This window comes from Lysinibacillus sp. BNK-21, assembly GCF_048684915.1.
GTDB lineage: Bacteria > Bacillota > Bacilli > Bacillales_A > Planococcaceae > Lysinibacillus > Lysinibacillus capsici.
Map to the genome: position 1 here is coordinate 2,993,264 of NZ_JBLQTS010000001.1, position 24,727 is coordinate 3,017,990.

Annotated in this window: 28 protein-coding genes; 6 read left to right on the forward strand and 22 right to left on the reverse strand. The window is 39.9% G+C overall.

From position 1 onward, the window contains the following. Nucleotide 1: 1 nt before the first annotated feature. Nucleotides 2–856: a pantoate--beta-alanine ligase gene (gene panC, locus ACMGGO_RS15355; protein ID WP_054550960.1), complete on the reverse strand. Its 855-nt coding sequence runs from the start codon at nucleotides 854–856 to the stop codon at nucleotides 2–4. Beyond that, the gene (gene panB, locus ACMGGO_RS15360) at nucleotides 856–1,692 is read right to left on the reverse strand and encodes a 3-methyl-2-oxobutanoate hydroxymethyltransferase (protein ID WP_066037629.1); all 837 of its coding nucleotides are present in this window, start codon (nucleotides 1,690–1,692) and stop codon (nucleotides 856–858) included. The genes panC and panB overlap by 1 nt, the downstream gene beginning before the upstream one ends. A gap of 427 nt (nucleotides 1,693–2,119) precedes the next feature. Between panB and ACMGGO_RS15365 the strand changes: the two genes are divergently transcribed. The 5 genes from ACMGGO_RS15365 to ACMGGO_RS15385 all read left to right on the forward strand — a co-directional run bounded on the left by ACMGGO_RS15365 (nucleotide 2,120) and on the right by ACMGGO_RS15385 (nucleotide 5,694). Then, nucleotides 2,120–2,440 (forward strand): PadR family transcriptional regulator, encoded by a 321-nt coding sequence (locus ACMGGO_RS15365; RefSeq protein ID WP_004232706.1) that lies wholly within the window; start codon nucleotides 2,120–2,122, stop codon nucleotides 2,438–2,440. Further along, on the forward strand, nucleotides 2,433–3,038 hold the full coding sequence (locus tag ACMGGO_RS15370; protein ID WP_066037628.1) for a DUF1700 domain-containing protein: 606 nt from the start codon (nucleotides 2,433–2,435) through the stop codon (nucleotides 3,036–3,038). The genes ACMGGO_RS15365 and ACMGGO_RS15370 overlap by 8 nt, the downstream gene beginning before the upstream one ends. Beyond that, nucleotides 3,039–3,875, forward strand: coding sequence for a DUF4097 family beta strand repeat-containing protein (locus tag ACMGGO_RS15375; RefSeq protein ID WP_048389854.1), 837 nt, complete (start codon nucleotides 3,039–3,041; stop codon nucleotides 3,873–3,875). A gap of 473 nt (nucleotides 3,876–4,348) precedes the next feature. Beyond that, entirely contained in the window at nucleotides 4,349–4,855 is a 507-nt protein-coding gene (locus tag ACMGGO_RS15380) for a helix-turn-helix domain-containing protein (protein ID WP_066038258.1), read from the forward strand. Next, nucleotides 4,852–5,694 (forward strand): IS3 family transposase, encoded by an 843-nt coding sequence (locus ACMGGO_RS15385; protein ID WP_066038259.1) that lies wholly within the window; start codon nucleotides 4,852–4,854, stop codon nucleotides 5,692–5,694. The genes ACMGGO_RS15380 and ACMGGO_RS15385 overlap by 4 nt, the downstream gene beginning before the upstream one ends. Nucleotides 5,695–5,913: 219 nt before the next feature. Here the strand turns inward: ACMGGO_RS15385 and ACMGGO_RS15390 are convergent, their stop codons facing one another. From ACMGGO_RS15390 to ACMGGO_RS15415, 6 genes are all read right to left on the reverse strand, one after another. Beyond that, the gene (locus tag ACMGGO_RS15390; protein WP_131519677.1) at nucleotides 5,914–6,897 is read right to left on the reverse strand and encodes a biotin--[acetyl-CoA-carboxylase] ligase; all 984 of its coding nucleotides are present in this window, start codon (nucleotides 6,895–6,897) and stop codon (nucleotides 5,914–5,916) included. A 155-nt stretch (nucleotides 6,898–7,052) separates the two neighbouring features. Then, nucleotides 7,053–8,225, reverse strand: coding sequence for a CCA tRNA nucleotidyltransferase (locus ACMGGO_RS15395; RefSeq protein ID WP_420282024.1), 1,173 nt, complete (start codon nucleotides 8,223–8,225; stop codon nucleotides 7,053–7,055). Then, on the reverse strand, nucleotides 8,212–9,357 hold the full coding sequence (gene bshA, locus ACMGGO_RS15400) for an N-acetyl-alpha-D-glucosaminyl L-malate synthase BshA (protein ID WP_004232695.1): 1,146 nt from the start codon (nucleotides 9,355–9,357) through the stop codon (nucleotides 8,212–8,214). Before bshA ends, ACMGGO_RS15395 begins: the two co-directional genes overlap by 14 nt. Before the next feature lie 33 nt (nucleotides 9,358–9,390). Next, complete coding sequence (gene mgsA / locus ACMGGO_RS15405) at nucleotides 9,391–9,795, reverse strand: methylglyoxal synthase (RefSeq protein WP_004232690.1); 405 nt, start codon at nucleotides 9,793–9,795, stop codon at nucleotides 9,391–9,393. 19 nt (nucleotides 9,796–9,814) lie between these two features. Continuing rightward, nucleotides 9,815–10,612, reverse strand: a complete 798-nt coding sequence (dapB, locus tag ACMGGO_RS15410) for a 4-hydroxy-tetrahydrodipicolinate reductase (protein WP_288581273.1) — start codon at nucleotides 10,610–10,612, stop codon at nucleotides 9,815–9,817. Further along, the gene (locus tag ACMGGO_RS15415; protein WP_054550714.1) at nucleotides 10,612–10,947 is read right to left on the reverse strand and encodes a nucleotide pyrophosphohydrolase; all 336 of its coding nucleotides are present in this window, start codon (nucleotides 10,945–10,947) and stop codon (nucleotides 10,612–10,614) included. Before ACMGGO_RS15415 ends, dapB begins: the two co-directional genes overlap by 1 nt. A gap of 115 nt (nucleotides 10,948–11,062) precedes the next feature. Here ACMGGO_RS15415 and ACMGGO_RS15420 point away from each other — a divergent pair, with 115 nt between their 5' ends. Beyond that, nucleotides 11,063–11,932 carry a YitT family protein gene (locus ACMGGO_RS15420; RefSeq protein ID WP_004232676.1) on the forward strand — a complete coding sequence of 290 codons (870 nt, stop codon included), beginning with the start codon at nucleotides 11,063–11,065 and terminating at the stop codon, nucleotides 11,930–11,932. Nucleotides 11,933–11,987: 55 nt separating this feature from the next. On the opposite strand, the gene ACMGGO_RS15425 is transcribed toward ACMGGO_RS15420, so the two are convergent. From ACMGGO_RS15425 to aroC, 14 genes are all read right to left on the reverse strand, one after another. After that, entirely contained in the window at nucleotides 11,988–12,662 is a 675-nt protein-coding gene (locus ACMGGO_RS15425) for a zinc metallopeptidase (RefSeq protein ID WP_288581281.1), read from the reverse strand. A 60-nt stretch (nucleotides 12,663–12,722) separates the two neighbouring features. After that, complete coding sequence (locus ACMGGO_RS15430; RefSeq protein WP_048389842.1) at nucleotides 12,723–13,319, reverse strand: DUF1405 domain-containing protein; 597 nt, start codon at nucleotides 13,317–13,319, stop codon at nucleotides 12,723–12,725. Between the two features lie 263 nt (nucleotides 13,320–13,582). Next, complete coding sequence (locus ACMGGO_RS15435; protein WP_374805641.1) at nucleotides 13,583–14,356, reverse strand: menaquinol-cytochrome c reductase cytochrome b/c subunit; 774 nt, start codon at nucleotides 14,354–14,356, stop codon at nucleotides 13,583–13,585. Nucleotides 14,357–14,397: 41 nt separating this feature from the next. Then, a complete protein-coding gene (gene qcrB, locus ACMGGO_RS15440) occupies nucleotides 14,398–15,072 on the reverse strand; it encodes a menaquinol-cytochrome c reductase cytochrome b subunit (protein WP_004232663.1) in 675 nt (224 codons plus the stop codon). A gap of 19 nt (nucleotides 15,073–15,091) precedes the next feature. Beyond that, nucleotides 15,092–15,598, reverse strand: coding sequence for a ubiquinol-cytochrome c reductase iron-sulfur subunit (locus tag ACMGGO_RS15445; protein WP_004232660.1), 507 nt, complete (start codon nucleotides 15,596–15,598; stop codon nucleotides 15,092–15,094). Between the two features lie 154 nt (nucleotides 15,599–15,752). Further along, the gene (locus ACMGGO_RS15450) at nucleotides 15,753–16,202 is read right to left on the reverse strand and encodes a DUF2487 family protein (protein WP_048389840.1); all 450 of its coding nucleotides are present in this window, start codon (nucleotides 16,200–16,202) and stop codon (nucleotides 15,753–15,755) included. A 141-nt stretch (nucleotides 16,203–16,343) separates the two neighbouring features. Further along, a complete protein-coding gene (locus ACMGGO_RS15455) occupies nucleotides 16,344–16,901 on the reverse strand; it encodes a ReoY family proteolytic degradation factor (protein WP_048389838.1) in 558 nt (185 codons plus the stop codon). A gap of 14 nt (nucleotides 16,902–16,915) precedes the next feature. Further along, a complete protein-coding gene (locus ACMGGO_RS15460; protein WP_420282025.1) occupies nucleotides 16,916–18,184 on the reverse strand; it encodes a tetratricopeptide repeat protein in 1,269 nt (422 codons plus the stop codon). A gap of 96 nt (nucleotides 18,185–18,280) precedes the next feature. Further along, nucleotides 18,281–19,567 carry a 3-phosphoshikimate 1-carboxyvinyltransferase gene (gene aroA / locus ACMGGO_RS15465; RefSeq protein ID WP_288581141.1) on the reverse strand — a complete coding sequence of 429 codons (1,287 nt, stop codon included), beginning with the start codon at nucleotides 19,565–19,567 and terminating at the stop codon, nucleotides 18,281–18,283. Nucleotides 19,568–19,626: 59 nt separating this feature from the next. Next, complete coding sequence (locus ACMGGO_RS15470; RefSeq protein WP_048389834.1) at nucleotides 19,627–20,724, reverse strand: prephenate dehydrogenase; 1,098 nt, start codon at nucleotides 20,722–20,724, stop codon at nucleotides 19,627–19,629. Next, the gene (gene hisC / locus ACMGGO_RS15475) at nucleotides 20,721–21,821 is read right to left on the reverse strand and encodes a histidinol-phosphate transaminase (RefSeq protein ID WP_313871699.1); all 1,101 of its coding nucleotides are present in this window, start codon (nucleotides 21,819–21,821) and stop codon (nucleotides 20,721–20,723) included. The genes ACMGGO_RS15470 and hisC overlap by 4 nt, the downstream gene beginning before the upstream one ends. Before the next feature lie 18 nt (nucleotides 21,822–21,839). After that, nucleotides 21,840–22,208, reverse strand: coding sequence for a chorismate mutase (aroH, locus tag ACMGGO_RS15480; RefSeq protein ID WP_313871698.1), 369 nt, complete (start codon nucleotides 22,206–22,208; stop codon nucleotides 21,840–21,842). Then, nucleotides 22,205–23,296: a 3-dehydroquinate synthase gene (gene aroB / locus ACMGGO_RS15485; protein WP_066037621.1), complete on the reverse strand. Its 1,092-nt coding sequence runs from the start codon at nucleotides 23,294–23,296 to the stop codon at nucleotides 22,205–22,207. The genes aroH and aroB overlap by 4 nt, the downstream gene beginning before the upstream one ends. Nucleotides 23,297–23,299: 3 nt before the next feature. Beyond that, on the reverse strand, nucleotides 23,300–24,481 hold the full coding sequence (aroC, locus tag ACMGGO_RS15490) for a chorismate synthase (RefSeq protein ID WP_054550710.1): 1,182 nt from the start codon (nucleotides 24,479–24,481) through the stop codon (nucleotides 23,300–23,302). Nucleotides 24,482–24,727 lie beyond the last annotated feature (246 nt).

The window sequence follows — 24,727 nt, forward strand, 5'->3', positions numbered from 1 at the left end:
ACTATAGTCCCTCTTTCACAGTAAAAATACAATTATCGATTAAACGTGTTTTACCTATATAAACAGCTGCTGCCAACAGAACTTGCTGAGTTGCAGTTGTCACTGGTGTTAAATCTGGATATGTTAATAATTCTATATAATCAATGCGGCCATGTGTTCTTGCATGAATATGAGCTTTTGCTTTTGCAAGTGCTTTATCAGCATCACCATTCGCTAAAAAGCTATCGCGAGCCAACTGTAATGCCTCATTGATCGCTGGAGCCTCTTGTCGCTCTGACTCACTTAAATAGACATTACGAGAAGATTTCGCTAAACCGTCCTCCTCGCGTACAATTGGGACAACACGCATTTCTAAAGGGAAATTAAAATCACGTACCATTGTCGCAATAATCGCAACCTGCTGTGCATCTTTTTGACCGAAATAAGCTCTTGTTGGCAGTGTTAAATGAAATAATTTAGAGACAACCTGTAAAACGCCATCAAAATGACCAGGACGACTTGCACCACAAAGAATGGTAGCCTGCTCACCTGCATGTAGACGAATCCCTCCATCTTGAGGATACATTTCTTCCACACTTGGTGCGAACACAATATCAACGCCCACAGATTCAGCTAATGCAGTATCTCTTGGCAAATCACGAGGATAACTTTCAAAATCCTCATTTGGCCCAAATTGTGTTGGGTTGACAAATATACTCATCACAACGACATCATTTTCTACACGAGCTGTTTGTGCTAATGTTAAATGACCTTCATGTAAATAGCCCATTGTCGGAACAAGTCCAATCGTTTTTTGAGCATGCTTAGCTGCTTGAATTTCTGTGGCTAATGCCTGTATGGTCGTGATGACTTTCATCATTTAACGCCTCCATATAGCTGATCTAATGCTTCCTCTTTCATTGTGAAGAAATGCTTTGGAGCTGGGAAAGTACCCGCTTTCACTGCTTCTACGTAACCCATCATCCCCGCGCTTGCTTCTTTGCCCATATCAGCAAATTGTTGAACAAATTTCGGTACATGGTGTGAACCGTAGCTTAGCATGTCATGATACACCAGCACTTGTCCATCAGCCTCAATACCAGCGCCTATGCCAATGGTTGGAATAACAAGACTAGCTGAAACAATTTCTGTCAGCTGATGAGGGATACATTCCAACACGACTGCACATGCTCCAGCCGCTTCGCATTGTTTTGCTTCTTCAAGCAGTGTAGCAGCCTGTTCAGCTGTTTTTCCTTGTACCTTATAACCACCAAGCACTCCCGCTGATTGAGGCAACAAGCCTAAGTGAGCTACTACTGGAATACCAGCTGACGTTAATTTACGAATGACAGGTATAACTTCACCTGCCCCCTCAACCTTTAAAGCATCTGCTCCTGTTTGTTGCATCATCGCAATGGCTGTTTTGAGTGTCTCATTGACATCGCCATGATAAGAACCAAAGGGCATATCAACGACTATAAACGTATCCTTTGCCCCTCGTCTTACTGCTTTTGCATGATGGACCATATCCGCTACAGTTACAGGCATTGTAGAATCATAGCCAAGCACGACCATTCCAAGTGAATCCCCGACTAGTATCATCTCAACGCCAGCTTCTTCCGCGAATTTAGCAGCTGGATAATCATAGGCCGTCACCATCACGATTTTCTCGCCTGCCGCTTTCATCTTTAAAAAATCTGTTGTCGTTTTCATTTTGTAGTCCTCCTTTTTTAAAGGAAGAAAACAGAAAAACCCTTCTGGCCGAAAACAGACAGAAGGGTAGTGTGTCGTTCAATGATAAAAAGACCCCTGAAAGAGGCAATAGCTTACAAAATGAAAGCTATATTTGAACGTATCGTTTTCTTCCGTCCCTGTCTAAAAGATCAAGGCAGATATTTGATAGTATAGTCTATTGCGTTTTTGAAGGTGCCGTTCACAATGGATACTGCCCTTCGCACATACTATAACAGATTTTCCTATTAATCTTCAAATATTATTTTCTTACAATATCTTCGTCTAACAACATTGGAAAAAATTTTCTTTTAGAATTGACAATCAATGTTATACGTCATATACTATCCACATACTATATGTCATATAATATAAAATGAAGTATAGGTATTACATGTGAGGTGAAAAGATGACATTTCAGCTTGGTTCAGCTTTACTTGATGCTTGTGTACTGGCTATTGTCGAGAAAGAGGACGCCTACGGTTATTCTTTAACACAGCAGGTACAATCAGTCATGGAGATTTCAGAGTCTACACTGTATCCTGTATTACGCCGCTTACAAAAAGCGCATTACTTAACAACGTACGATCAACCTTATCAAGGTAGAAATAGACGCTATTATCAAATTACGGAGCAAGGACGTATACGATTATTAGAGCTATTAAAAGAATGGCAAATGTATAAGGAAAAGGTTGATTGTGTACTTTTAGGAGGGAATTTAGATGGATAGAGCAAGCTATTTGAAACAGCTACGAGGAAAATTACGTCGGCTTCCTGCGCATGAGTTAGACGCTGCGCTTGCCTATTATGAAGAATACTTTGAGGAAGCTGGAGAGGAAAATGAGCATCAGGTCATTTCACAACTTGGCTCTCCTTCACACGTTGCCTCACAAATATTAGCTGATTTCGCATTAAAGGATTTAGAAACCTCCTCGGCAAAATCAACAAAAAAGAATATGTCTGCCATTTGGCTCATTATTCTAGCTATACTGTCTGCGCCCCTTTCATTGCCATTACTTGCAACAGCCATTGCACTCATTTTTTCATTTGGCGCAGTCATTATCAGCTTAATCTTTGCTATTGTCGCAACTGTTATTAGTATTTTTGCTGGTGGCGTTGTGGCGATCATTTCAGGTTTCTTAATTTTAACAGAGCATTGGCCGACCGCACTGCTCTTTATGGGTGTCGGGTTAATCGTAACGGGCTTGGGTGTCCTACTGTTCCCAGTTGTTGCTCGTGTTATCAAGAAAACCGTTGTTGTCTCTGTTGAAACATTAGGCAGACTGTTCCATAAAATGACAAAGAAGCAAAAAAAGGGGGACTTCTAAATGACGTCAAAAAATACCCTTATAGCCATGACAATGATTGCATTAGGCATTCTACTCGCATTGATTGGCTATTTTTCAGGGGGTCGCTGGCTGATTCTTAAAGATTCAGAGGGTCTTTATGTCCCAAGTAATACTAAATTAATAAGTCAGTCTCATGCTTTAGATGCATTCACAAGCATTAATATCGTAAATGATTATGGAGATGTGGAGATTGTTGCAAGTGATAGTGACTATAAATTAGACACAAAGGTCCATGAGCAAGAAGATGTAACATATCATATTGATAACGGAACTTTAACCATCGAAACAATGGCAAAGAAAAAGGATGGTTTTCAATTTGGCTTCGGTAACCTCTCTTCCCCTTCAATCAAACTCTATGTCCCAAAAGATACAAAAATAGAGGCGATTGTAATAGACAGTAATTTTGGCGATACAGCCATTCATGGGCTCCAGTATCAGCAGCTTAATCTCATCCAGGATTATGGAGATATTACTTTCAACAGCACGACGGGTGACAAAACAGAGATTAGGCAGTCCTTTGGTGATTTGACGCTTCAGCAACTTACTAGTAACGGCTTTACTATTGAGAGCGAGCATGGAGATATCGATATAGATGGCACATTAAATGGGCAAACAACCATTACCTCTAGTTTTGGCGATACAACGATTCACTTACAAAACAAACAAAGTGATATAGGCTACGCTCTCAAAACAGACTTCGGTGATGTGACCATTAATGATGAAGAACAAAATGGCACCGTGACTCAGGTAACGAAGGGTGAGCACCAACTGAATGTTTCCTTATCACATGGTGATATAGATGTGTCACTAAAATAAAGAATAGTCAATAAAAGAAGCTGCAAGTACAGGACGTTACTTGCAGCTTCTCATATTGTTGAAAAACAAAACCATTAATAGAATTTTTGTGAAAGGTGAAAATGGTTTCCGTTGCAGACTACTTTCTTTCCTGTGGGCGAGCGCCGATCCCACGGGAGTCAAGTAACCTTCCACTTCAACCTACAAAAGTGTTACCTTTTAGCAAAGGTTTTCAAATAAAGTGAAGGTGTTCACGACTCTTTATGAAGAGGTGCTGTTACGCATGACTTCCCCACATTGAAAATAAAAGTCTATCGATTCTCTAATAATACAAATAATGGATTATTTTGTTCGCTACGGCCAGTATGAAAGATAAAGCAAAGACACTTTTACAGAATGGTTGATTGGAGTGGAGCCAGCGTCACTCCTAGGGGATTTAGTGAACTGCACCCAAAATATTGGACTTAAAAAATCTAATATAGGGGGTGCAGTTAGTGATTTCTGATGAACAAAAGTTAGCCGCAGTTCTAGCTTACATTGAAGAAAAGGAAAGTACGTATCAGATTGCCAATAGATTACAGAGGGATCGACAGTACGTTCGATTATGGATTGAATTATATCGATACCATGGCATTGAAGGAATTATTCGTCCTCAAGGGTTCACGAATTACGAAGATTCTTTTAAAATAAAAGTAATTCAACACCTGATAGAGACGGGCGATTCGCTCCTTCAGACTGCTGCGAAGTTTAATATTCCTTCTCGTGAAACCATTCGGAGATGGAAAAAACAGTGGATGTCCAAGGCTGGAAAGGTGCTCTATCAAATAGAAAAGGAGCACCAATCAATGCCAAAAAAACAACCACCTTCGTCTGATTTAAATGAAAAAACAACGGAAGAGTTAAAAGCGGAAATTGAGTATTTACGGATGGAAAATGCCTATTTAAAAAAGTTGAAAGCCTTAGTTCAAGAAAAGGAAGCATTCAAACCGAAGAAAAAATGAGAGCTGTGTATGAGCTAAGGCTGGAATTTCCACTTCAAGCTCTATTAAAAGTGGCAAAAATCAAGAAAAGTACGTATTATTATCATCTTCAAAAATGGGTAAAACCAGATAAATATCAGGCGATCAAAGAACGAATCCAGACACTTTTTCATCACCATAAGGGGCGTTATGGCTATCGTCGTATTTGTCTTGCCCTCCGAAATGAAGGTTTTTTCATCAACCATAAAACGGTACAACGATTGATGCAAGAATTGGGCTTAAAAGGGACGGTACGCCCTAAAAAATACCGTTCGTATAAAGGGACAGTCGGCTATGTCGCAGAGAATGTCATCCAACGTGATTTTGAAGCCACTGCATCCAATCAGAAATGGGTAACCGATGTCACAGAGTTTAAAATAAACGGTCAAAAAATCTATGTATCGGCTGTATTAGATTTATTCAATCGAGAAATCGTTGGATATGAGGTATCAAAATCACCTAATTTTGAGTTAGTTCAACAGTCTTTTAAAAAGGCGTTTACGTATACAAAGTTATCGAAAAAGAGTGGCTTAATCATTCATTCTGATCAAGGATGGTTATATCAAATACCCCGTTTTAAAGCGTTATTGACAACGCATGAAATCAAGCAAAGTATGTCACGGAAAGGAAATTGTTTAGATAATGCCGTAATAGAAAGCTTTTTTGGTATTCTGAAATCAGAATTTCTGTACACAACTACGTTTAAAAACTATGTAGAATTTACAAAAGCATTAGCAGATTATATTTACTATTACAATCATGAGCGGATTAAAAGAAAACTCAACGGAAAAAGTCCCGTTGAGTATCGAAAAGCTTCGTAAAAAAGTTTATATTTTTGGGGTCAGATCATAGCGTCACAGATGAGACCCTGGAGCGAACGTAAGTGAGTGAAGCGGCTCATCGGACGCCCCCTGGAAAGGACGTTGGCGGAGCGGAAATCAACCCCTCACCTTGCAAAGTTGCTTTTTCTGCCGTTGACATCATCTTTTTGCAACAACATGAGAAGCCGCAAGTATAGGACATTACTTGCAGCTTCTTTTTTATAATATTTTGATGTCTCCTGCATAGATCGTTCGAACCGTTCCATCGTCCTGTGTCAATTGCAGAACACCATCGTCTGTAATGCCACTGGCAACCCCTTCAAAACGTTCGCGTATCGTCGTTACCTCTATACGTTGACCAATTGTACAAGACATTTGCTGCCATAGTGTCTTTAGACTCGCAAAACCTTCTTTAACGTATAGTTCTGTAAATTGTTCTAAATAGTGTAAGATAGAGGCCACAAGTGCTGCACGATTGATTTCTTCTCCAGCTTCTAATCGTAATGAAGTGGCAATATCCGCAATATCAGGTGAAAAGTCAGCTGCTGCTTGGTTCGCATTTATGCCAATTCCAACAAGTAAAGCTTGCACAAGATCCGCCTCTGCTTGCATTTCCGTTAAAATCCCCGTACATTTTTTGCCATTAATCAATAAATCATTGGGCCATTTAATCGCTGGCTCTACATCTTTATATAAGGTTTTAATGGCCATTGTGACAGCTACTGCCACCACAAGTGTATAGGATGAGGCCTGCTGGGGCGTAACATCTGGCCGAACGATAACGGTCATCCAAATACCTGTCCCATGTGCAGACTCCCAAGGACGAGCCATACGACCACGCCCCGCTGTTTGCTCCTCACCAATAATAATTGTACCGTGTGGAGCTCCTTCCTGTGCAAGCTTATGCGCAATTGTTTGTGTTGAATCAACTACATCGTAATAATGAATCTCACGTCCAAAATGCTCTGTCTTTAAAAAAAGCTTAATCTGTGTGGGGCTCAAGCTATTTGGTACACCTGTCAATACATACCCCTTTTTCTTAATTGTATCAAATGTATACCCTTCCTCTTGTAATGTTTGCATATGCTTCCAAACAGCGGTTCTTGAGACACCAAGAGAATCTGCTAATTCCTGACCTGAAACCGCTTCTCCATCAGCAGCCAATATTCTTTTTAAAATTTCGTCCTTCATGGAAATTGTCATCTTCACATCAATCCTTTAGTTAACTGTACTCTTGTTATGTAACTTATTTTGTCTTAATCATACTGTAAATTAACGTAAATGACCACCAACGATAGGAATTTAATGAAGCCGTCTCCCATTTCAGGAGACGGCTTTTACCTATCATGTATTCGGCTTTAAGTAAGATCCTGTTGCTCCAGCCAGCTTTTAATCTGTTGTCGATCATTTTGAAGTTCATGATGAAGAATGGCTGTCAGCAGCTCCTCCAATGCGGCTTTTACCCACGGCCCACCCTTTTTGCCAGACCATTTCAGTAAATCAGCCCCATTCACCGCTAATTCTTGCTTATGTTGAATCGGTAGCTTTGCCTGTAATTCTCGGATAGATTGTTGAGGTATCGAAGCGTCTAATTGGCGAAGTTGGGCAAAATATTGTGCAGCCTCTAGTTCTTGCTCTGTGTAGCAAAAATAATGGCGATTTGTCCAACCATCTTTTAAAGCGTCATAAGCGGTTAAAACGGAATTAATAAACGCCATTTCCTTATTCGATAATCGATAATCGCGCACTACCTCACGCCATGCTGTTCCTTGTAGTAAGGCAAAGTATGCCCAGCCAAGAAGGGCATCTTTTGTTTGGAAATTATGCCATTGAGCAGTTTGAAAATCACCTGTTAAATAGGCCGTTAATCCACTGTCCTCTAGTTTTTGTATACCCCCAAAAACTGTTTGTCCTACCCAAAGCTTATCAAGCTCTGCTTTAATGCGTTCTTTTGCAATAAAGCCCAAATCAGCAGCCCTTTGCTGGATGGCTGCGAATGTATTCGCCTCGATCGTAAAATCAAGCTGTGCAGAGAAGCGAATCGCTCGCAGCATCCTTAAAGCATCTTCTGCAAACCGTTTTTCTGCCTCTCCTACCGCTCGTATAACGCGCTTTTCAATATCTTGTTGTCCACCATAATAATCTACAAAAGAGCCATCACGCCGCATGGCAATGGCGTTCATTGTAAAATCTCGGCGTTGTAAATCCTCTTTTAGAGATCGAACGAAATGGACATTCTGTGGTCTTCGATGATCTGTATATTCCCCATCTGTCCGATAGGTAGTCACTTCCACAGGTCCAGCGGGTACGATAACAAGTACCGTCCCATGCTGAATCCCAATATCTACAGTCTTTTGAAACACAGTTTTTACTTCTTCAGGCAAGGCATTAGTAGCCACATCTACATCATGGGCAGGACGATCGAGTAAAGCATCTCTTACAGCTCCACCAACAATAACTGCTTCAAATCCCGCCTGATCTAATTGTTCAATGACTGAATAGGCTGCCTGCCATTCTTTATTGTTTTGCATGATTTCTTTCCGCAACCTTCTCGTACAGATTTTCATATTGTTCCACAATTTTGGATGAGTGGAATTTTTCACTTACTGCACGGATGGCCGCTTCTCGGAAGCGCAGTAATTGTTCCTCATCTTGCAATAAATGGGTTGCATACGCCGCAACTGCCTCTGTATCCCCTAATTCCACGATATAGCCGTCTACACCATGCTCAATGACTTCTGGAATACCACCTACATTTGTTCCAATACAAGGTACACCACAAGCCATTGCCTCTAATAACACCAGTCCAAACGATTCTTGCTGTGATAATAATAGCTTAAGGTCACTAATCGCATACAGTTCAGCTAAGTTTTCTTGTTTCCCTAAAAATAAAACATCCTTCATATACGGACTTCCTTTTACTTGGTCCATGACACGATGCTTTTCTGGGCCATCACCTACTAATAAGAGCTTTGCTTTCATGTTGGCACGGATTTTCATAAAGGCGTCTACAATGTGTGGAAGGTTCTTTATTTTACGGAAGTTTGATACATGAATGAGGACTTTTTCATCTTCTTGTATACCAAATTGCTCTTTTAAGTTTCCTGAATTTCGTGGGAAGTATTCGCGTTCGTCCACAAAGTTATAAATCGTTTCAATTGGTTTTACTGTATCAATCAGTTCATAGGTTTGTTCTTTTAATGCCTGTGACACGGTAGTCACAATATCAGATTTATCAATCCCATACTTTATGGCCTGTGAGAGCGTAGAATCTTGCCCAAGCACCGATATATCTGTGCCATGAAGGGTTGTAACGATGCCAATGTCTCGGCCGCTCATTTCACGTGCTAGCACCGCACATACTGCATGTGGGATGGCATAATGCACATGTAGCACATCCAACTCTTCATCCTTTATGACGTCTGCCATTTTACTCGCTAATGCAATATCGTATGGAGAATATTGAAATACTGAATAATTATTAACTTCGACTTCATGGAAAAAGACGGTTGGATAAATTTTATTCAATCGAAATGGTACGCTTGAGGTGATGAAATGAATTTCATGTCCTCTTTCTGCAAGCATTTTGCCTAATTCTGTTGCAATGACACCAGAGCCACCAACTGTAGGATAACAGGTAATGCCTATTTTTAGCTTTTTCATTCGATGATCATCCTTTCTGAATCACGTCTTTTGTTAATTGCGTCTTTCTTGTATCAGTCTCCAATCCACAAAGCCTTCCTGTAGGCCTTTTAGTAATATTTCTGCTGTTCCCATATTTGTTGCCAGTGGCACTTGGTAAACATCACAAAGACGGATTAGTGCAGAAACATCTGGCTCATGTGGTTGTGCTGTTAAAGGATCACGGAAAAATATCACCATGTCCATATCATTATTGGCAATCATTGCGCCAATTTGTTGGTCGCCACCAAGTGGCCCTGAACGAAAACGTGTAACTTCCAAACCAGTAGCTTCGATGACACGTTGTCCTGTTGTGCCGGTAGCATATAGTGTGTGTTCTTGTAAAATATTTTGGTAAGCAATAGCAAACTGTACTAAATTATCTTTTTTACGATCATGTGCAATCAATGCGATTTTCATATAGCTTCCATCCCAATCTTTAGATGATGTTTTCTAAACCATAAACAAGCTGATCCATTTTCATAACCTCTTCTATGCAAAATGCAACACCCGACATAAAAGAATTACGATTTAATGAATCATGGCGAATCGTTAGTAGCTGCCCATCCCCTCCAAATAATACTTGCTGGTGTGCCACTAAACCAGGTAAACGTACGGAGTGAATGCGCATACCGTCAAAATCTCCACCTCTTGCACCTTTAATGGTTTCTTTCTCTTCTAGATGTCCTTGTGCCTTTGGCGTACGGACCTCTTGTATTAACTGTGCCGTTTTCACCGCTGTCCCAGATGGTGCATCAAGCTTCTGATCATGGTGCATTTCTATAATCTCTACATCTGGTAAGTATTTGGCTGCTTCTTTTGCAAACTTCATCATTAGGATAGCACCAATCGCAAAGTTTGGTGCAATAATGCAACCTAACTCTTTTTCTCTGGCAATGGCTGATAATTCCTCTAGTTGTGCATCTGTAAATCCTGTTGTACCAATTACAGGTCGTACATTTAAATTCAGTGCTTCCTTTGTATGTTTGTAGACTGCATGTGGATTAGTTAAATCCACTAATACATCTGGTGCAGTTGCTTCTACAAGATCATGCATTTCTGTATATATAGGCACTGTATAGCTTGCTGGAAACATATCTAAATCAGCTAAAGTTTTTCCTACTTCCTTATAATCTAGTACAGCTACTAATTCCATTTTGTCATGTTTCATGACCGTATGTACAGCCTCAGCTCCCATTTTTCCTCTTGCTCCCGCAATTGCTACACGAATCGACATCATTCTTCATCCTTTCTAGTCCAACGATCCTTATCTCTAGTTTCAAATTTATGTATGACGCGTAAAAGTGCTTCATCTAGTTTAATACCTTGGGCATTTGCAAAACAGACTAGTACAAAGAAAAAGTCTCCTAATTCCTCTTCAATACTGTTTATATCCTCTGTACTCTTTTTCTTTTTCTGTCCATAGACATCCTGAACTTCGCGTGAAAGTTCGCCTAATTCTTCTGTTAGACGTGCAAGTAATTCAAATGGTGGAAAATAGCCTTCTTTAAATTGTCCTATATAGTCATCGACACGCTGTTGTAAAGCTTGCATTGTTAGTTGATCTGCCATAAAAATCACACTCCTATTTACCATCGTATAAAATTTACACCATTGTTGTCAAAACCAATAAAATGTCAGATAATAGATAACACTACTTCATTTGTTTGGAACTACAGGAGGTCAAATGCTAAAACAGATTAAAATACGTAATATTATCGCGATTATGCTCGGAGCAGCAGTTTTCAGCTTCGGCTTTGTTCACTTCAACATCCAAAATCAACTGGGTGAAGGTGGACTAAGTGGGATTACTCTCATACTATATTTTACATTAGGATGGGACCCTGCCTTAATGAACCTGTTATTAAATATTCCCATGTTTATCATAGGTTATCGATTACTTGGAAAAAAATCATTTGTCTATACGCTTGTCGGCACTTTATCCGTATCTCTTTTTCTAAAAATTTTCCAAAAATATCAATTTACCATCCATTTAGAGGATGACATGTTGCTTGTAGCACTTTTTGCTGGTGTCTTTGTTGGATTGGGACTTGGGATTGTCTTTCGTTTCGGTGGCACAACAGGTGGTGTCGATATTTTGGCACGACTAGGACATAAATATTTTGGCTGGAGTATGGGGAAAACCATGTTTGTCTTCGATGCCATCGTCATCATTCTTTCTTGGCTGACGTTCTTGGATGCTCGTTCCATGATGTATACATTAGTAGCCGTATTTGTTGGAGCCCGTGTCATTGACTTTGTACAAGAAGGTGCTTATGCGGCTCGTGGTGCGCTTATCATATCAGAAAAGTCTGGAGCCATTGCTGAAACAATCGCTCTTCGAATGGAGCGTGGTATCACCATTTTAGAAGGACATGGTCATTTTACGAAACAACCTAAGGAGGTTATTTATTGTGTAATTGGTCGCAATGAAGTTGTACGGTTAAAATCTATTGTGCATGAAGTTGATCCGCACGCATTTGTTTCCATCATTGAAGTACGAGATGTGGCAGGAGAAGGCTTCACATTAGACGATCAAAAGCAACCCCTTCATTAAGCATACGAAGATAAAAAACTTGTTATAGTGGTGTACCACTATAACAAGTTTTTTCTTAGTCGTCGCTACGCATATTGGTAAAAATTAAAATTAAACGTAATAACTCTAGTACAGCTACCGCTGCCGCTGCTACATATGTTAATGCTGCAGCACTTAATACTTTTCGTGCTGGTCGTTCTTCTTCATTTGTAATAATGCCAAGTGAATTCATATGAACTAATGCTCGCTTCGAGGCATCAAACTCCACAGGAAGTGTCACTAATTGGAAAACAACACCTGCTGCTAATAATATGATACCTAATAGCAAGAAATTCGTACTACTTGCAAAAATACCAATCATTACGAAAATCCAAGACGCATTAGAAGAAATATTTGCTACCGGGACTAGCTTACTACGTAATGTAAGCATGGAATATGCTTCTTTATGTTGGATGGCGTGGCCTACCTCATGGGCAGCAACCGCAGCCCCTGCAACACTTGCTTCATAAAAGTTACTTTCTGATAAAGCCACTGTTTTGGTTGCTGGATTATAATGATCAGACAACACACCTTGTGTTGGAACAACTCGTACATCATATAAGCCGTTTGCATCTAAAATCGCACGCGCTACCTCTGCACCAGTTTGCCCCTTCATTGTACGTTGCTTTGCAAATTTATTATACGTACCCTTTACCTTCATTTGAGCATAAAGTGGAAGCAGCATAATAATCACAAAATAAACAATATACATGCTCGTTGACAATTTTCTAACCCCTTTCTACCTCGATACTATAATTCTATAATTTATACCCTAATTCGGCAAATATTTGCGCCACCTAATTGAGAAAATGGCAAGTAAAATACATGCAATTGATAACCAGAATGTAAAGTAACCTATATAGCTTGTGTAATTGGCTAAATCACGATACATCGGCATTTGCCCAAATACATAGTCAATGACATCATTATGCAGTGTCCAAACAGCTGCTATCACAACATGCCAATAAGTGAAGACATATTTCTTCATATATAGTACTGCTTGTACAGCCATGGCAAAATGTGAACCAACTAGCATCCATCCCTGCCAGCCAATAGAACCTGTTTCAATTAATGTCCAAATATTCATCACATCTGCCCATAAGCCATATTTCACCAACGTAACAAGGGCAAGTACTTCCATCAGTGGCCAGCTTTTCCCCATAATCCAAGCAATTAACACAAAACAAAAGAATAAACTGGCTGTCGGACTATCTGGAACAAAAATATAAAAAATAGGCTCTGTGATGGCAAGCTGCCACCCATACCAATAATAGCCATAAATTGTACCTAGTAGATTAATAATTAGCAGCACTATCAAGAATGATTTATGGGTCAGAAGGTACCAAATATTTGCTCTTGTTAGTTGCACGATGTTAACTCCTTCCGATAAAAACAATCCATTATTTATGTATAGTTATGAAATTCTAGAGCTTTACTCTACCTTTCAATTGTATCTCACCATCAATATGTGTTATTTTATTGTTTTAATTCACTTACTTGTTTCAAGAATAAATGTTTTTTCGACATCTTTCGCTAAAATCCTTTATACAAGGGAACCTTTTTGTATGGCTTCCAGTCCCAATAGTATAACAAGGTAGAAAAAAAAGAGCCAGTTTCCTGACTCTTTTACTATTACTCTGCTTTTAAGCTTTCGATGAATTCAGCAAGTTTTTGAAGATCTTCATCTGAACCTGTCCATAATCCTGCTGGCATTTTACCACTCTCAGAACCATTATGAGCAATGTCCTTAATCTCATCAGCTGTTAAACCTGTGTTCATTAGAGACGGCGCACCTGCTCCACCTTCTAAGCCTTCACCGTGACATGTAATACATGCTGAACCAGCATAGATTTTGTAACCTTCTGATTCTTTATCGAATTCAACTGTTTCTACGATTGCACCCATAGCTTTTTGAGCTTCCCAGTCGTGGTTAACAACTGACTCCCAAGTTAGGTAGAACATAGCAGCTAAAGTTAATAACATAAACGCTGTTGGCAATGGACGTTTAGATGGACGACGTTCTGGACCCTTGTCTAAAAATGGCATTAATAATAGCGCTCCAAATGCAAGACCTGGAATTACAATAGCTCCGATTACATTGTATGGACCAGAAGCAAATGAGTATTTTAAAAGTTGATACATAAATAAGAAGTACCAGTCCGGTAGTGGTGTATATGCTCTAGTTGGATCTGCCGGCCCTTCAAGTGGTGACGGGTGAGCGACAGTTAATAATAAGTATCCAATTAAAAATACAGCACCTACCATCCATTCCTTCAGTAAGAAGTTCGGCCAGAAAGCTTCCGTCTTACCTGGATATTCGGAATAATCCTTTGGAACGTTCGGCATTCTGTGATTCGCTTTAATACGAGAATCGCCGACAAATTTCATTCCTTTTCCGCGATGCATAGTGTCCCCTCCTTTTAAAGATCATCGAACCGTCAAGACAATTACAACGGTCCTGAAATTCCTTGACGACGAATCATGATAAAGTGCGCTGCAAGTAACCCAAACAATACTGCAGGTAAGAAGAATACATGAATCGCAAAGAATCGAGTTAACGTTTGAGCACCAAGAATCGTTGTGTCACCCGCTAATAATACTTTAATCATCCCACCGATAAACGGTACTGATGCTGCAATTTCGATACCTACTTTAGTAGCGAATAATGCTTTCATATCCCATGGTAATAAGTATCCTGTAAATCCAAGACCCATCATTACACCAAAAATACCTACACCAACCATCCAGTTTAACTCACGAGGTTTTTTATAAGAACCTGTGAAGAATACACGAAGTGTATGTAAGAACATCATTACGATAACTAATGAAGCTCCCCAGTGGTGCATACCGCGTACGATTTCACCAAATGCTACTTCGTTTTGTAAATAATAAACTGATTTCCAGGCATTCACAACGTCTGGTACATAGTACATTGTTAGGAACATACCAGATAGAATTTGAATTACTGTGATGAAGAATGTTAATCCACCAAAGCAGTAAACGAATGCTGAAAAATGATGTGCAGGGTTAACGTGCTCTGGCACTTCGTGGTCGGCAATATCACGCCAAATCGGTGTAATATCTAGGCGTTCATCGACCCAATCATAAATTTTATTTAGCACTGTTGTCGTACCCCCTTACTTATTTAACTAGAGAATTTGCTTTAGCTGGACCAATCATTAAATAGCCATCTTGTTCTTGTACTTCAAATTCATCCAACGGACCTAGAGGCGGTGTACCTGCAATGTTTTTCCCGTTTTTCTCATAACGTCCTGCGTGGCATGGACAGAAGAATTGACCTGGGTGTGCAGAATCTCCATTCCAGTCAACCATACATCCTAAATGCTTACAAACAGGTGAAAGGGCAATGATTTGATCGCCACTTTTATAAACCCAAGCTACATCTGTAACCTGTGATTTATACCATGCATCCACTTGTTCATATGAAAAGTCCACTTTTACAGGCTCTTCAGTCAAGTCAGCGATTTTATGCTCTGTTTTTACAAAATCCCCACCCTCATGCTTTTGTAGCACAGGATCAATTGCAAAGCGAAGCATTGGCATTAGCATACCTGCCGCCATAAATCCACCTACACCAGTAAGAGTATAACTTAGAAATTGACGACGTGAAACTCGATTATTACTCATTATTTTCCCCCCTCTAACTTAAAGGTCAGTCCAACGGACATACTTTTACAAATAGTAATACTAGGACATATATATGATATATCAAGTCCATAGCTTGGTCAATATAGCATTCTGTGGAAAGCTGGAGAATGTGAACATTTATTGAAACTAATTGTTAAATCTGTGCCCATTTAGTCGAAAGCATTGGAATCACTTGTCGCAATTGATCTTCTAGAATGGATTTTTTCACACTGGCATCCATACTTTCTAAAGGAATCGCTGGTAACCAAATCATATTGACTATCTCTCCACTCTTTGTCCAATAATGGTCACAAGTAATGAAGAACACATGCTTAAATCCAGCATTATGTAATTGTGCTTCTAATTGCTGTGGTAAATCGTCGTTTTTTAAAGTTGTCATATAAGAAAATGGTGGCATGACTAGTAGTCGACCTTTAAACTGCTGCTCTATAAAAGAAGTTAAAGACATGACAAAATCTACCTCGGCACCACTTTGTTTCATTTTTTCAGAAGAGAGATCAATGGATACAAGTGGAACAACCGCGGTATCAATAAAATCTTTTTGTGCCATAAACGATGTTACATCGTTTGCATTAAAATACATTCAACAAACCTCCTTTTATCGCAAAATAAAAATGTCCTTTTCCACTCTTCAATAGGATACCCAATTAAAAGTGAAAACAATCATTCACTAGTAATGTTACCATATTGAAATGGATAAAGGACATTCAATTTTTACCTATAATTAACGTAAATTAGCCGTTTCCTTCAATGCTTGTAACAAATTAGACAATTCATAAAATCGCACTTCATCTCCCTGGTCGAGGGCTTCATCAATTTGTGCAAGTAATTTCTCTTCTTGGAATACGAGTAAGCTATTGGAAAGCAGCTCTTCTGCCAGTACACGATCTTTTTCACTGACGAGCAGTGTTTCTGGCATATAAGGGTTTTCTTCAAGAACTGCTAAGTATTGTGCACTTGGTGGTATATTAGGAAAATTCAATTGTATATACATATCTTCTTGTTCATGTAAGCGTAAATCATGGAAAGACTTCTCAGCATCTGCCGTCATCACATTGCCTTTATAGAAACGAAAAGGCACACCTGTTGAGTCTACTGTTGACATCACCATTGCCCTAGGACAATAGTGAGCTTCTTCCACAAAACGGATTCTTTTTAACAAGTCATCATTACTTAATAGGTAATTTAAAATCCATACACACTCACGACGTTTCAATTGATAATTTTTTAAAAACCATCGAACAAATGCTTTTTTATCAACAACTGATACAGAAGCAGTCATACCCACTCCCTCCTTTACTCAAATTCTAAGGTTTCTAACTTCTCCTGCCACTCTGGTTCACCCGGTTGAATGTTGATTAATTGTCCAAGAACCTCTTTTGCCTCTGAACGCTTTCCTTCTTCTAATAAGAAGTAAACATATTTTTCTAAAAATGTTGCGTCTTCCTTAAAATCATTATATGCCAAACGGTAAAATTCGTATGCACGGTCGTACAATTCTAAATTTTCATATGCCTCTGCCGCAAAAGGATATAAAGTGCTCCATTCAAAATCATTTTGCTGTAATGTCTCAAATAACTCGATTACATCCTCATGGCGCTCCTGTTGTCCAAACACTGAAATAAGTGCCAGTACCGCTTCCATATATTCAGGATCGAGCGCTATAGCTTCTCTCAGATGTTGCTCAGCTTCTTCTGGCAAACCATTTTTCAATGCCATTTTACCAGCGAATAAATAAAGCGATTTATCATATTCATCACGCTTTAACCCCTCTTGAATGGCAGCATAAGCTTTTTGATTATCCTCTGTCATTGCAAAGCTTTCCGCAAGCAATAAATAGGCTGAGAAGTAATCAGGATCTAATTCTTTCAATTCCTCTAGTTGTTTAATAGCCATCTCGTATTTTTGTGACTGGAAGGCTGAATAAGCAGCTCCAAATAAAATATCGGGCTTTACTTCATCTTCAAGGGCTTTGACATAATAATCAAATGCTGTCTCATAGGCTGCACCTGCACGATAAACCTCCGCTAGTCGTTCGACAAGTTGAATACCAGCAAATTCATTTTGCTGCTCATATAAGTCCTCATACAGTCTTGCTGCCTCTAAAAAACGACCTGTTTCAAATAAAAGTTCTGCTTTCGCAAAATGTAATAATGGCTCGTCTGGTAAAATCGCTAATGCTTCATTTATACGCTTTTCTGCAACCTCAAATAACCCTTGCATTTGATAATAATCAGCTAAAACCAATAACGCTTGTGGATATTCTGGGGAGGTTTCTTCAATTTCTAATAATAAATCTAATGCTTCATCTTCATTACCAAGCTCCATTAGGACATTGGCACGATCTATTTTTAACTGTGCTTCTTCTGGGAATAAAAATTGTAAATGCTCCAGCACACGGTCAGCTTCCTTCATGTACCCATACTGCATAAAAATCTCAGCAAGTGCATAGATCTCCTCGGGTAGCTCCTTCATTAAAAATGATTCTAGTAGCTGATCTATTAATGCTAAATCCCCTTGTTCAAGTGCTTGCATCATTTCAGTCATCGCATTGTTCACAGTCATTCACCTATTCTTTCGTTGATACCTTTATGCTACAAAACATTTACCTCTGAAACAAGAAAAAACTCCCCAAAAGCTTGGAGAGCCTCTCTTTAATTGTTACCTCACTGCCTCAATATGCTCAAAGAACGATGGGTAGGATACAGCAATACATTGTGCATCATCTAGTGCAACAGCTCCGTCTGTTATTAAAGCTGCAACTGCACCCATCATGCCGATTCGATGATCACCATATGTTTGAAGGTTTGCTCCTTTTAAAGACGTTGGTCCCTCAATAATCATCCCATCTTCTGTTGCTTCGATTTGGGCACCAAGTTTCTTCAATTCAGTCACAACAGCCGTGATACGGTCAGTCTCCTTCACCTTTAGCTCCTCGGCATCTTTAATGATCGTTTGACCATGTGCTTGCGTAGCGAGTAATGCAAGAATTGGAATTTCGTCAATTAAACGAGGAATAATGTCTCCCTCAATAATTGTACCAGTTAAAGAAGATGTCGCGATTTGGATTGTTGCTGTCGGTTCAGCTTGATTATCATCATTCGGCGTTACCGTCATCGTGGCGCCCATTTTTTGCAGCACCTCTATAATGCCATCACGTGTTGGATTAATGCCCACATTATTTAGTGTTAGCTGACTATTTTTGCAAATGGCTCCTGCCACTAAGAAAAAGGCAGCCGATGATATATCTCCTGGCACAGAAACATGCGTACCATTGAGAGCTTGTCCTCCTTCAATCGATACTACGCCATTATCTACTTCTACATGTGCACCAAATTGACGCAGCATTCGCTCTGTATGATCTCTCGAAACATCCATTTCTCTAACAATAGTTGTTCCTTCAGCACGCAAGCCCGCTAGTAAAATAGCAGATTTCACCTGTGCACTTGCTACAGGCATCTTGTAATCAATGGCTTGTAATTTTGTACCTTGAATGGCTAGTGGTGTATATTGCCCGTCTGCACGCCCTGTAATTTGTGCACCCATCTGACGCAGTGGATCTATAACACGGCGCATTGGTCGTTTTCCAATGGATGCATCTCCTGTCATGACAGAGTGAACAGTAGAACCAGCTAAAATGCCTAGCATTAAGCGTGTTGTTGTACCAGAGTTACCCGTATATAACACTTCTGTCGGCTCCTGCCAGCCATCCATCCCTGGACTATGAATGGTTACATTTGTCCCTTCCACCTCAATCTGAACGCCAAGTTTCTGGAAGCAATCAATTGTACTTAAACAATCTTCACCTAGTAAAAAGCCCTCTACTGTCGTTGTTCCACTAGCAATGGCGCCAAACATCACAGAGCGATGAGATACAGACTTATCGCCTGGAACAGTTAAAGAGCCCTGTAAAGAAGGCTTGTTGTATTGCAATACTTTTTCACTCATGAACTTTTTTCCCTCCAATATGAAGATAGAAAGCGCCGAAATGCCGACGCTTTCTTATGCTAAGAAATATACGTTTCGAAATTTGCTCGTTTTTGAATACAGGCTGCAGCACGTTCGCGATCATTTTCACTTTGGAAGCTAATGACTAGAATACCGAAAACATCTTCTCGTGATTCAACGATGCGAAGATTCGTAATACTAATTGCTTCATCTGCTAAAAAGCCCGTCACTTCAGAAATAACACCTGGATAGTCAGGAACATCAACATATAGATCGAATGGTGTATACATAGCCCCTGCACTAATCGGTAATTCATCTCTCAGTTCTTTGGCAACTGCAAAATAGTTTTCAATAGCCTGTGAAGAACCCTCCATCAGCAGTTCCTTAATGCGTGTCATTTCTTTTTCCCAGCCATCTAATTGCGTGAGGAGTTCCTCGCGATTTTGCAGCGTAATATCTCGCCATAATATGGGATTGGAAGAGGCGATTCGTGTCACATCACGAAACCCTCCTGCTGCAAGAGAACGTGTCATTGGGTACTCCCCATTTTCGCCGCCTAATTGATGAACAAGTGAGGCCGCAATAACATGCGGAAAATGACTCACCACCGCTGTCATGTGATCATGCTCACTGGCAGATACACTGACTACTTTTGCATGGGTAAATTTCAGCAAACTTTCAAGCTGTGCCATATGAACAATTTCTTCCCCAGCAAGTGGTGTAAGCATGTAATATGCGTTTTCAAAAAGATGCGCCTTAGCAGCCAGCACACCACTTTTATGAGACCCCGCCATTGGATGTCCACCAATAAACGTTATGCCAAGTTCTCGTAATTCGCTGGCTTTTTGCATAATTAATTTTTTTGTACTTCCTGTATCTGTTACGATGACTTTATTTTTCAAGGGCCATGATTTTAATTGCTCCATCCAATCCAGTGTTGCATTAACGGGCGTACCGAAGATAATAACATCAACCTCAGCCGCAACAGCCAGTGGATCTGCGACAATCTCATGCACAATATTTAATGTTTTCGCATGCTCGCGTGTTTGTGCGTCCATGTCGTAGCCAATAATTTTTGTTTCCGGTGCTTTTTGCAAAGCAAGGGCAATAGAACCTCCGATCAATCCTAGCCCTATAACGAGTACTTTGCGTGTCATGCAAATACCCCTTGTTGTTTTAACACTTCATCAAGTTGGCTAAGCAATGCTGCATTTTGAGCCTCTGTTCCAATTGTCACACGGATAAATCCTGGTAAGCCTAATGCATTACCACTGCGCACGATAAAGCCTCTTTTCATCAGCTCTTGGAAAACAACATCACTATCAGCATGGGTATCAAAGAAAATAAAGTTTGTATCAGATGGGAAGTATTTTAAATTATGCTTTTCACAAAATTCTACATATTGTTTTTTGCCTTTTTCATTGGCCTCACGGCAGGCTTCAATATAATCTTGGTCACTGAGGGCAATGGCAGCAACAGCTTGACTTAAGATTGTATTATTGAAAGGTGCACGCACAGGATCAAGCTTAGCAATAACATCAGGTTGGCCAATAGCATAGCCTACGCGGAACGAAGCTAAGCCATATGCTTTAGAGAATGTACGCAGTAAAAGCACATTCGGATACTCATTAATGATTGGTAACGTATCCTTGTGGTCTGGATGTGTAACATATTCAATGTATGCCTCATCAAGCACGACAAGGACATCGCTTGGAACCTTTGCAAGAAAGGCACGCAATGCAGCATCAGGAATGACAACTCCTGTAGGATTATTTGGACTACATACCCAAACAATAGAAGTTTGGTCATCAATTGCAGCCAACATTGCCTCTAGATTATGTGCTCCATCTTGACAAGGCACTTTACGTACTTCAGCACCTTCAATTTCTGCATTGTGCCAGTATTGAGAGAAGGAAGGGTCGGCCATAACCGTGTTTACCCCTGGATACAACAGAGCACGAGTAATAATAGCAATGATGTCATCAGAGCCGTTACCAAAAAGAAGCTGTGTCTCTTTCACACCTAGATGATTTGCCACAGCAGTACGTAGGTTTTGGGCATAGCCATCTGGATAAAGTGCATGATTCACTGCATTATTTTGTAAATAAGCTGTTACCTTAGGTGAGCACCCGAATGGATTTTCATTCGATGCCAATTTAATAACTTCCTTTAAGCCATATTCACGTTGTACTTCTTCAATTGGTTTACCTGGCTTATATGCTTGCATACCGTCCAATTGTTGTTTCCACTTCATCTAAAACATCTCCTCTACTTATTTAGACTGAGCCAAATCTGGTCTTAATTTCACTGCATCATTGAGATACAAGTGCTTTACATCTTTTTGGGCAACCTCTACGTTTGCATGTATTAATACACGAATACATAATGGTAATGCTTCTGGCACATCCATTTCATGTGTACACATAACAGGGACATATTGCCAGCCATCCATCAAGCGTACTGCACGAGCAGGAAATGCTGAGGTAATATCTGGCGTTGTTGAAATGAGGATCGATGCGATATCATCAATGTCCACATTATTTGCTGCCACAACCTCACGCACTAATCTTGCTGTCTCATCCCATACAAGCTCTGGCTTGTCAGATTCAATTGTTATTGCTCCTCTAAGTCCACGAATCATACAAGCACCTCCGCTAATAACTGTCTATATTCAGCATCTATTTCTTGGCATTCTTCTAAATCAATAGCTTTGACAAAAGGCTTTCCAATTTTCTCCAAAAGAACAAATTGTAAAATGCCATATTCCGCTTTTTTATCTTTCATTAGGTAGCTAGATAATTGTTCAAATGAATAATCACTCACAGCCTTAAAAGGATAGCCGTTTTTTATCGCAAACTGTAAAAAGGATTGGGTGAACGTTCGATCAAGTTCTCCATATCGTTCACTCAATAGAAGACAATAGACGAGTCCAATCATAACCGCCTCACCATGAGCCACTTTGCCATAACCCGCAGCTGCCTCAATGGCATGTCCATATGTATGGCCTAGGTTTAAAAACTTTCGAACGGATTGCTCTGTTTCGTCCTCAGCAACAATTTGTGCTTTCACTTCAATTCCTTTTTTTAGTTGCTTTGCTAGTTCATTTTGATTAAAATGGATCACCGAATCTCCTGTCATTAATTCCTCCAGCCAGTTCGGGTCAGAAATCATGGCATGCTTAATTAACTCTGCTGTTCCCGAACGTACCTCACGCTCTGATAAACTTTCTAAAAGAGCTGTATCATATATCACGCCTTCTGGCTGATAAAATGCGCCAATCATATTTTTTCCTAGTGGATGATTAATGGCAGTTTTTCCACCAACTGCGGAATCATGCGCTAGAATAGTCGTTGGAATTTGAATAAACGGAATCCCACGCATATAAGTTGCCGCAACAAAACCTGTTAAATCGCCAACTGCTCCTCCTCCAAAAGCAAAAATGAAGGATTTTCTGGAGCATTTTTGCTCTAATAAAAATGTTTGAGCAGCATTGTATTGATCAAAGGTTTTGCACGCTTCTCCACCTGGCAAAATAAAGACCTCAAAGTGGTACGGGAAATTTGCTTTGAAGTACTCTCCCTGTGCTGCCCAAACATTGACATCAGTAAACACAAAGAGCTTATCCGCTTTTTGAAGTTTATCAGCAAATGCCTCCACAGCTTCAGTTAGAAATTGATGCCCAAGAACAACTTCATATTGATGCGATTTTGTTGCTACTGGTACACGCATAACTTAGAACCCCTTTGTATATTGACGATGCTCGTCAATTTGAGCTTGTAATTGTGGTAGTTGATCACTATGGAATTGCTCTAAAATTGCATTCGCTATTTCCCAGGCAATAACATGTTCTGCAACTACAGACGCTGCTGGTACTGCACAGCTATCAGAGCGCTCAACACTCGCTTTAAACGGCTCTTTTGTTTCAATATCTACACTTTGTAATGGTTTATATAAAGTAGGAATTGGCTTCATCACACCACGTACAACAATTGGCATACCTGTTGACATACCGCCTTCTAAGCCACCAAGTCGATTGGTTGCACGAGTATAACCTTCTTCTTCAGACCAGATGATTTCATCGTGTACTTCAGAACCTTTTCGACGTGCCATTTCAAAGCCAAGTCCAAACTCTACTCCTTTAAATGCATTAATAGATAGCATAGCAGCAGCAAGCTTTGCATCCAGCTTACGATCATAATGTACATAAGAACCTACACCTGCTGGCATGCCTTCTACAATGACTTCTACAACACCACCGATCGAATCGCCGGCCTTTTTCGCTTCATCAATTGCCTCAACCATTTTCGCAGAGGCGATTGGATCTACACAGTAGCAAGGATCCGCTTCGACAATTGCACGAATTTCTTTTGTTGTTTTTCCTTCTATTAAAGAAGTATCGGCTTTAATTCCCACTATCTCTGTAACATGTGCAACAATGGAAATGCCTAGTTCATTAAGTAACGCCTTTGCCACAGACCCAACTGCTACTCGTACAGTTGTTTCACGCGCAGAGGAGCGCTCTAATACATTCCTTAAATCACGGTGACCATATTTCATGCCTCCAACTAAATCTGCATGACCTGGACGAGGACGTGAGATTTGACGCTTGATATCTTCAGGATTGATATCATCAGCTAATGGCTCTGCACCCATAATTTTAGTCCAGTGCTTCCAGTCATCATTTGTGACAACGAGTGCAACAGGAGATCCAAGTGTCTGACCATGACGAACACCAGCTACAATCTCCACTGTATCTGTTTCGATTTGCATGCGGCGCCCACGTCCATGACCTCCTTGGCGACGTTTTAAATCATGATTAATTTTTTCTGCTGTAATGGGTAAGAGTGACGGTAAACCCTCAATAATTGTCGTTAATTGGGGTCCATGAGACTCACCTGCTGTTAAGTAGCGCATAAACACTTTCTCCCTTCAACTCGCTAAAGTATGTATTTTTCACTATAACATATATTCTTTAAAAAAACAGTCCTTTTACGAATGTCTTTTAAGTAGTTACCATTTTCATAGATCTAAATGTGAATATTCTGAATGAAAGTTATAAAAAACACCTAGCTAAATTTTATAAAAAATACGCCTTTGCTTATGATAAGCGAAAAGCGTATGAATTATCTATGTTTAATGCTTGGTCAACTTTATGTACAA

Excerpts from the sequence above, each read along its gene's own strand:
- dapB (WP_288581273.1), bottom strand. The coding sequence starts at position 10,612 with ATGTCGATTCGTGTAGCAATTGCGGGAGCAAGAGGAAAAATGGGAGCT.
- aroB (WP_066037621.1), bottom strand. The coding sequence starts at position 23,296 with ATGCGTGTACCAGTAGCAACAAAATCGCATCAATATGAAGTTGTTCTT.
- ACMGGO_RS15425 (WP_288581281.1), bottom strand. The coding sequence starts at position 12,662 with ATGTATATTGTTTATTTTGTGATTATTATGCTGCTTCCACTTTATGCT.
- ACMGGO_RS15385 (WP_066038259.1), top strand. The coding sequence starts at position 4,852 with ATGAGAGCTGTGTATGAGCTAAGGCTGGAATTTCCACTTCAAGCTCTA.
- hisC (WP_313871699.1), bottom strand. The coding sequence starts at position 21,821 with ATGAAGTGGAAACAACAATTGGACGGTATGCAAGCATATAAGCCAGGT.
- aroH (WP_313871698.1), bottom strand. The coding sequence starts at position 22,208 with ATGATTCGTGGACTTAGAGGAGCAATAACAATTGAATCTGACAAGCCA.
- ACMGGO_RS15450 (WP_048389840.1), bottom strand. The coding sequence starts at position 16,202 with ATGTATTTTAATGCAAACGATGTAACATCGTTTATGGCACAAAAAGAT.
- ACMGGO_RS15470 (WP_048389834.1), bottom strand. The coding sequence starts at position 20,724 with ATGACACGCAAAGTACTCGTTATAGGGCTAGGATTGATCGGAGGTTCT.
- ACMGGO_RS15390 (WP_131519677.1), bottom strand. The coding sequence starts at position 6,897 with ATGACAATTTCCATGAAGGACGAAATTTTAAAAAGAATATTGGCTGCT.
- bshA (WP_004232695.1), bottom strand. The coding sequence starts at position 9,357 with ATGAAAAAGCTAAAAATAGGCATTACCTGTTATCCTACAGTTGGTGGC.
- panB (WP_066037629.1), bottom strand. The coding sequence starts at position 1,692 with ATGAAAACGACAACAGATTTTTTAAAGATGAAAGCGGCAGGCGAGAAA.
- ACMGGO_RS15460 (WP_420282025.1), bottom strand. The coding sequence starts at position 18,184 with ATGACTGTGAACAATGCGATGACTGAAATGATGCAAGCACTTGAACAA.
- aroC (WP_054550710.1), bottom strand. The coding sequence starts at position 24,481 with ATGCGCTACTTAACAGCAGGTGAGTCTCATGGACCCCAATTAACGACA.
- ACMGGO_RS15420 (WP_004232676.1), top strand. The coding sequence starts at position 11,063 with ATGCTAAAACAGATTAAAATACGTAATATTATCGCGATTATGCTCGGA.
- ACMGGO_RS15445 (WP_004232660.1), bottom strand. The coding sequence starts at position 15,598 with ATGAGTAATAATCGAGTTTCACGTCGTCAATTTCTAAGTTATACTCTT.
- ACMGGO_RS15375 (WP_048389854.1), top strand. The coding sequence starts at position 3,039 with ATGACGTCAAAAAATACCCTTATAGCCATGACAATGATTGCATTAGGC.
- mgsA (WP_004232690.1), bottom strand. The coding sequence starts at position 9,795 with ATGAAAATCGCATTGATTGCACATGATCGTAAAAAAGATAATTTAGTA.
- ACMGGO_RS15395 (WP_420282024.1), bottom strand. The coding sequence starts at position 8,225 with ATGCAAAACAATAAAGAATGGCAGGCAGCCTATTCAGTCATTGAACAA.
- ACMGGO_RS15370 (WP_066037628.1), top strand. The coding sequence starts at position 2,433 with ATGGATAGAGCAAGCTATTTGAAACAGCTACGAGGAAAATTACGTCGG.
- panC (WP_054550960.1), bottom strand. The coding sequence starts at position 856 with ATGAAAGTCATCACGACCATACAGGCATTAGCCACAGAAATTCAAGCA.
- ACMGGO_RS15435 (WP_374805641.1), bottom strand. The coding sequence starts at position 14,356 with ATGCATCGCGGAAAAGGAATGAAATTTGTCGGCGATTCTCGTATTAAA.
- ACMGGO_RS15415 (WP_054550714.1), bottom strand. The coding sequence starts at position 10,947 with ATGGCAGATCAACTAACAATGCAAGCTTTACAACAGCGTGTCGATGAC.
- ACMGGO_RS15365 (WP_004232706.1), top strand. The coding sequence starts at position 2,120 with ATGACATTTCAGCTTGGTTCAGCTTTACTTGATGCTTGTGTACTGGCT.
- ACMGGO_RS15455 (WP_048389838.1), bottom strand. The coding sequence starts at position 16,901 with ATGACTGCTTCTGTATCAGTTGTTGATAAAAAAGCATTTGTTCGATGG.
- aroA (WP_288581141.1), bottom strand. The coding sequence starts at position 19,567 with ATGAGTGAAAAAGTATTGCAATACAACAAGCCTTCTTTACAGGGCTCT.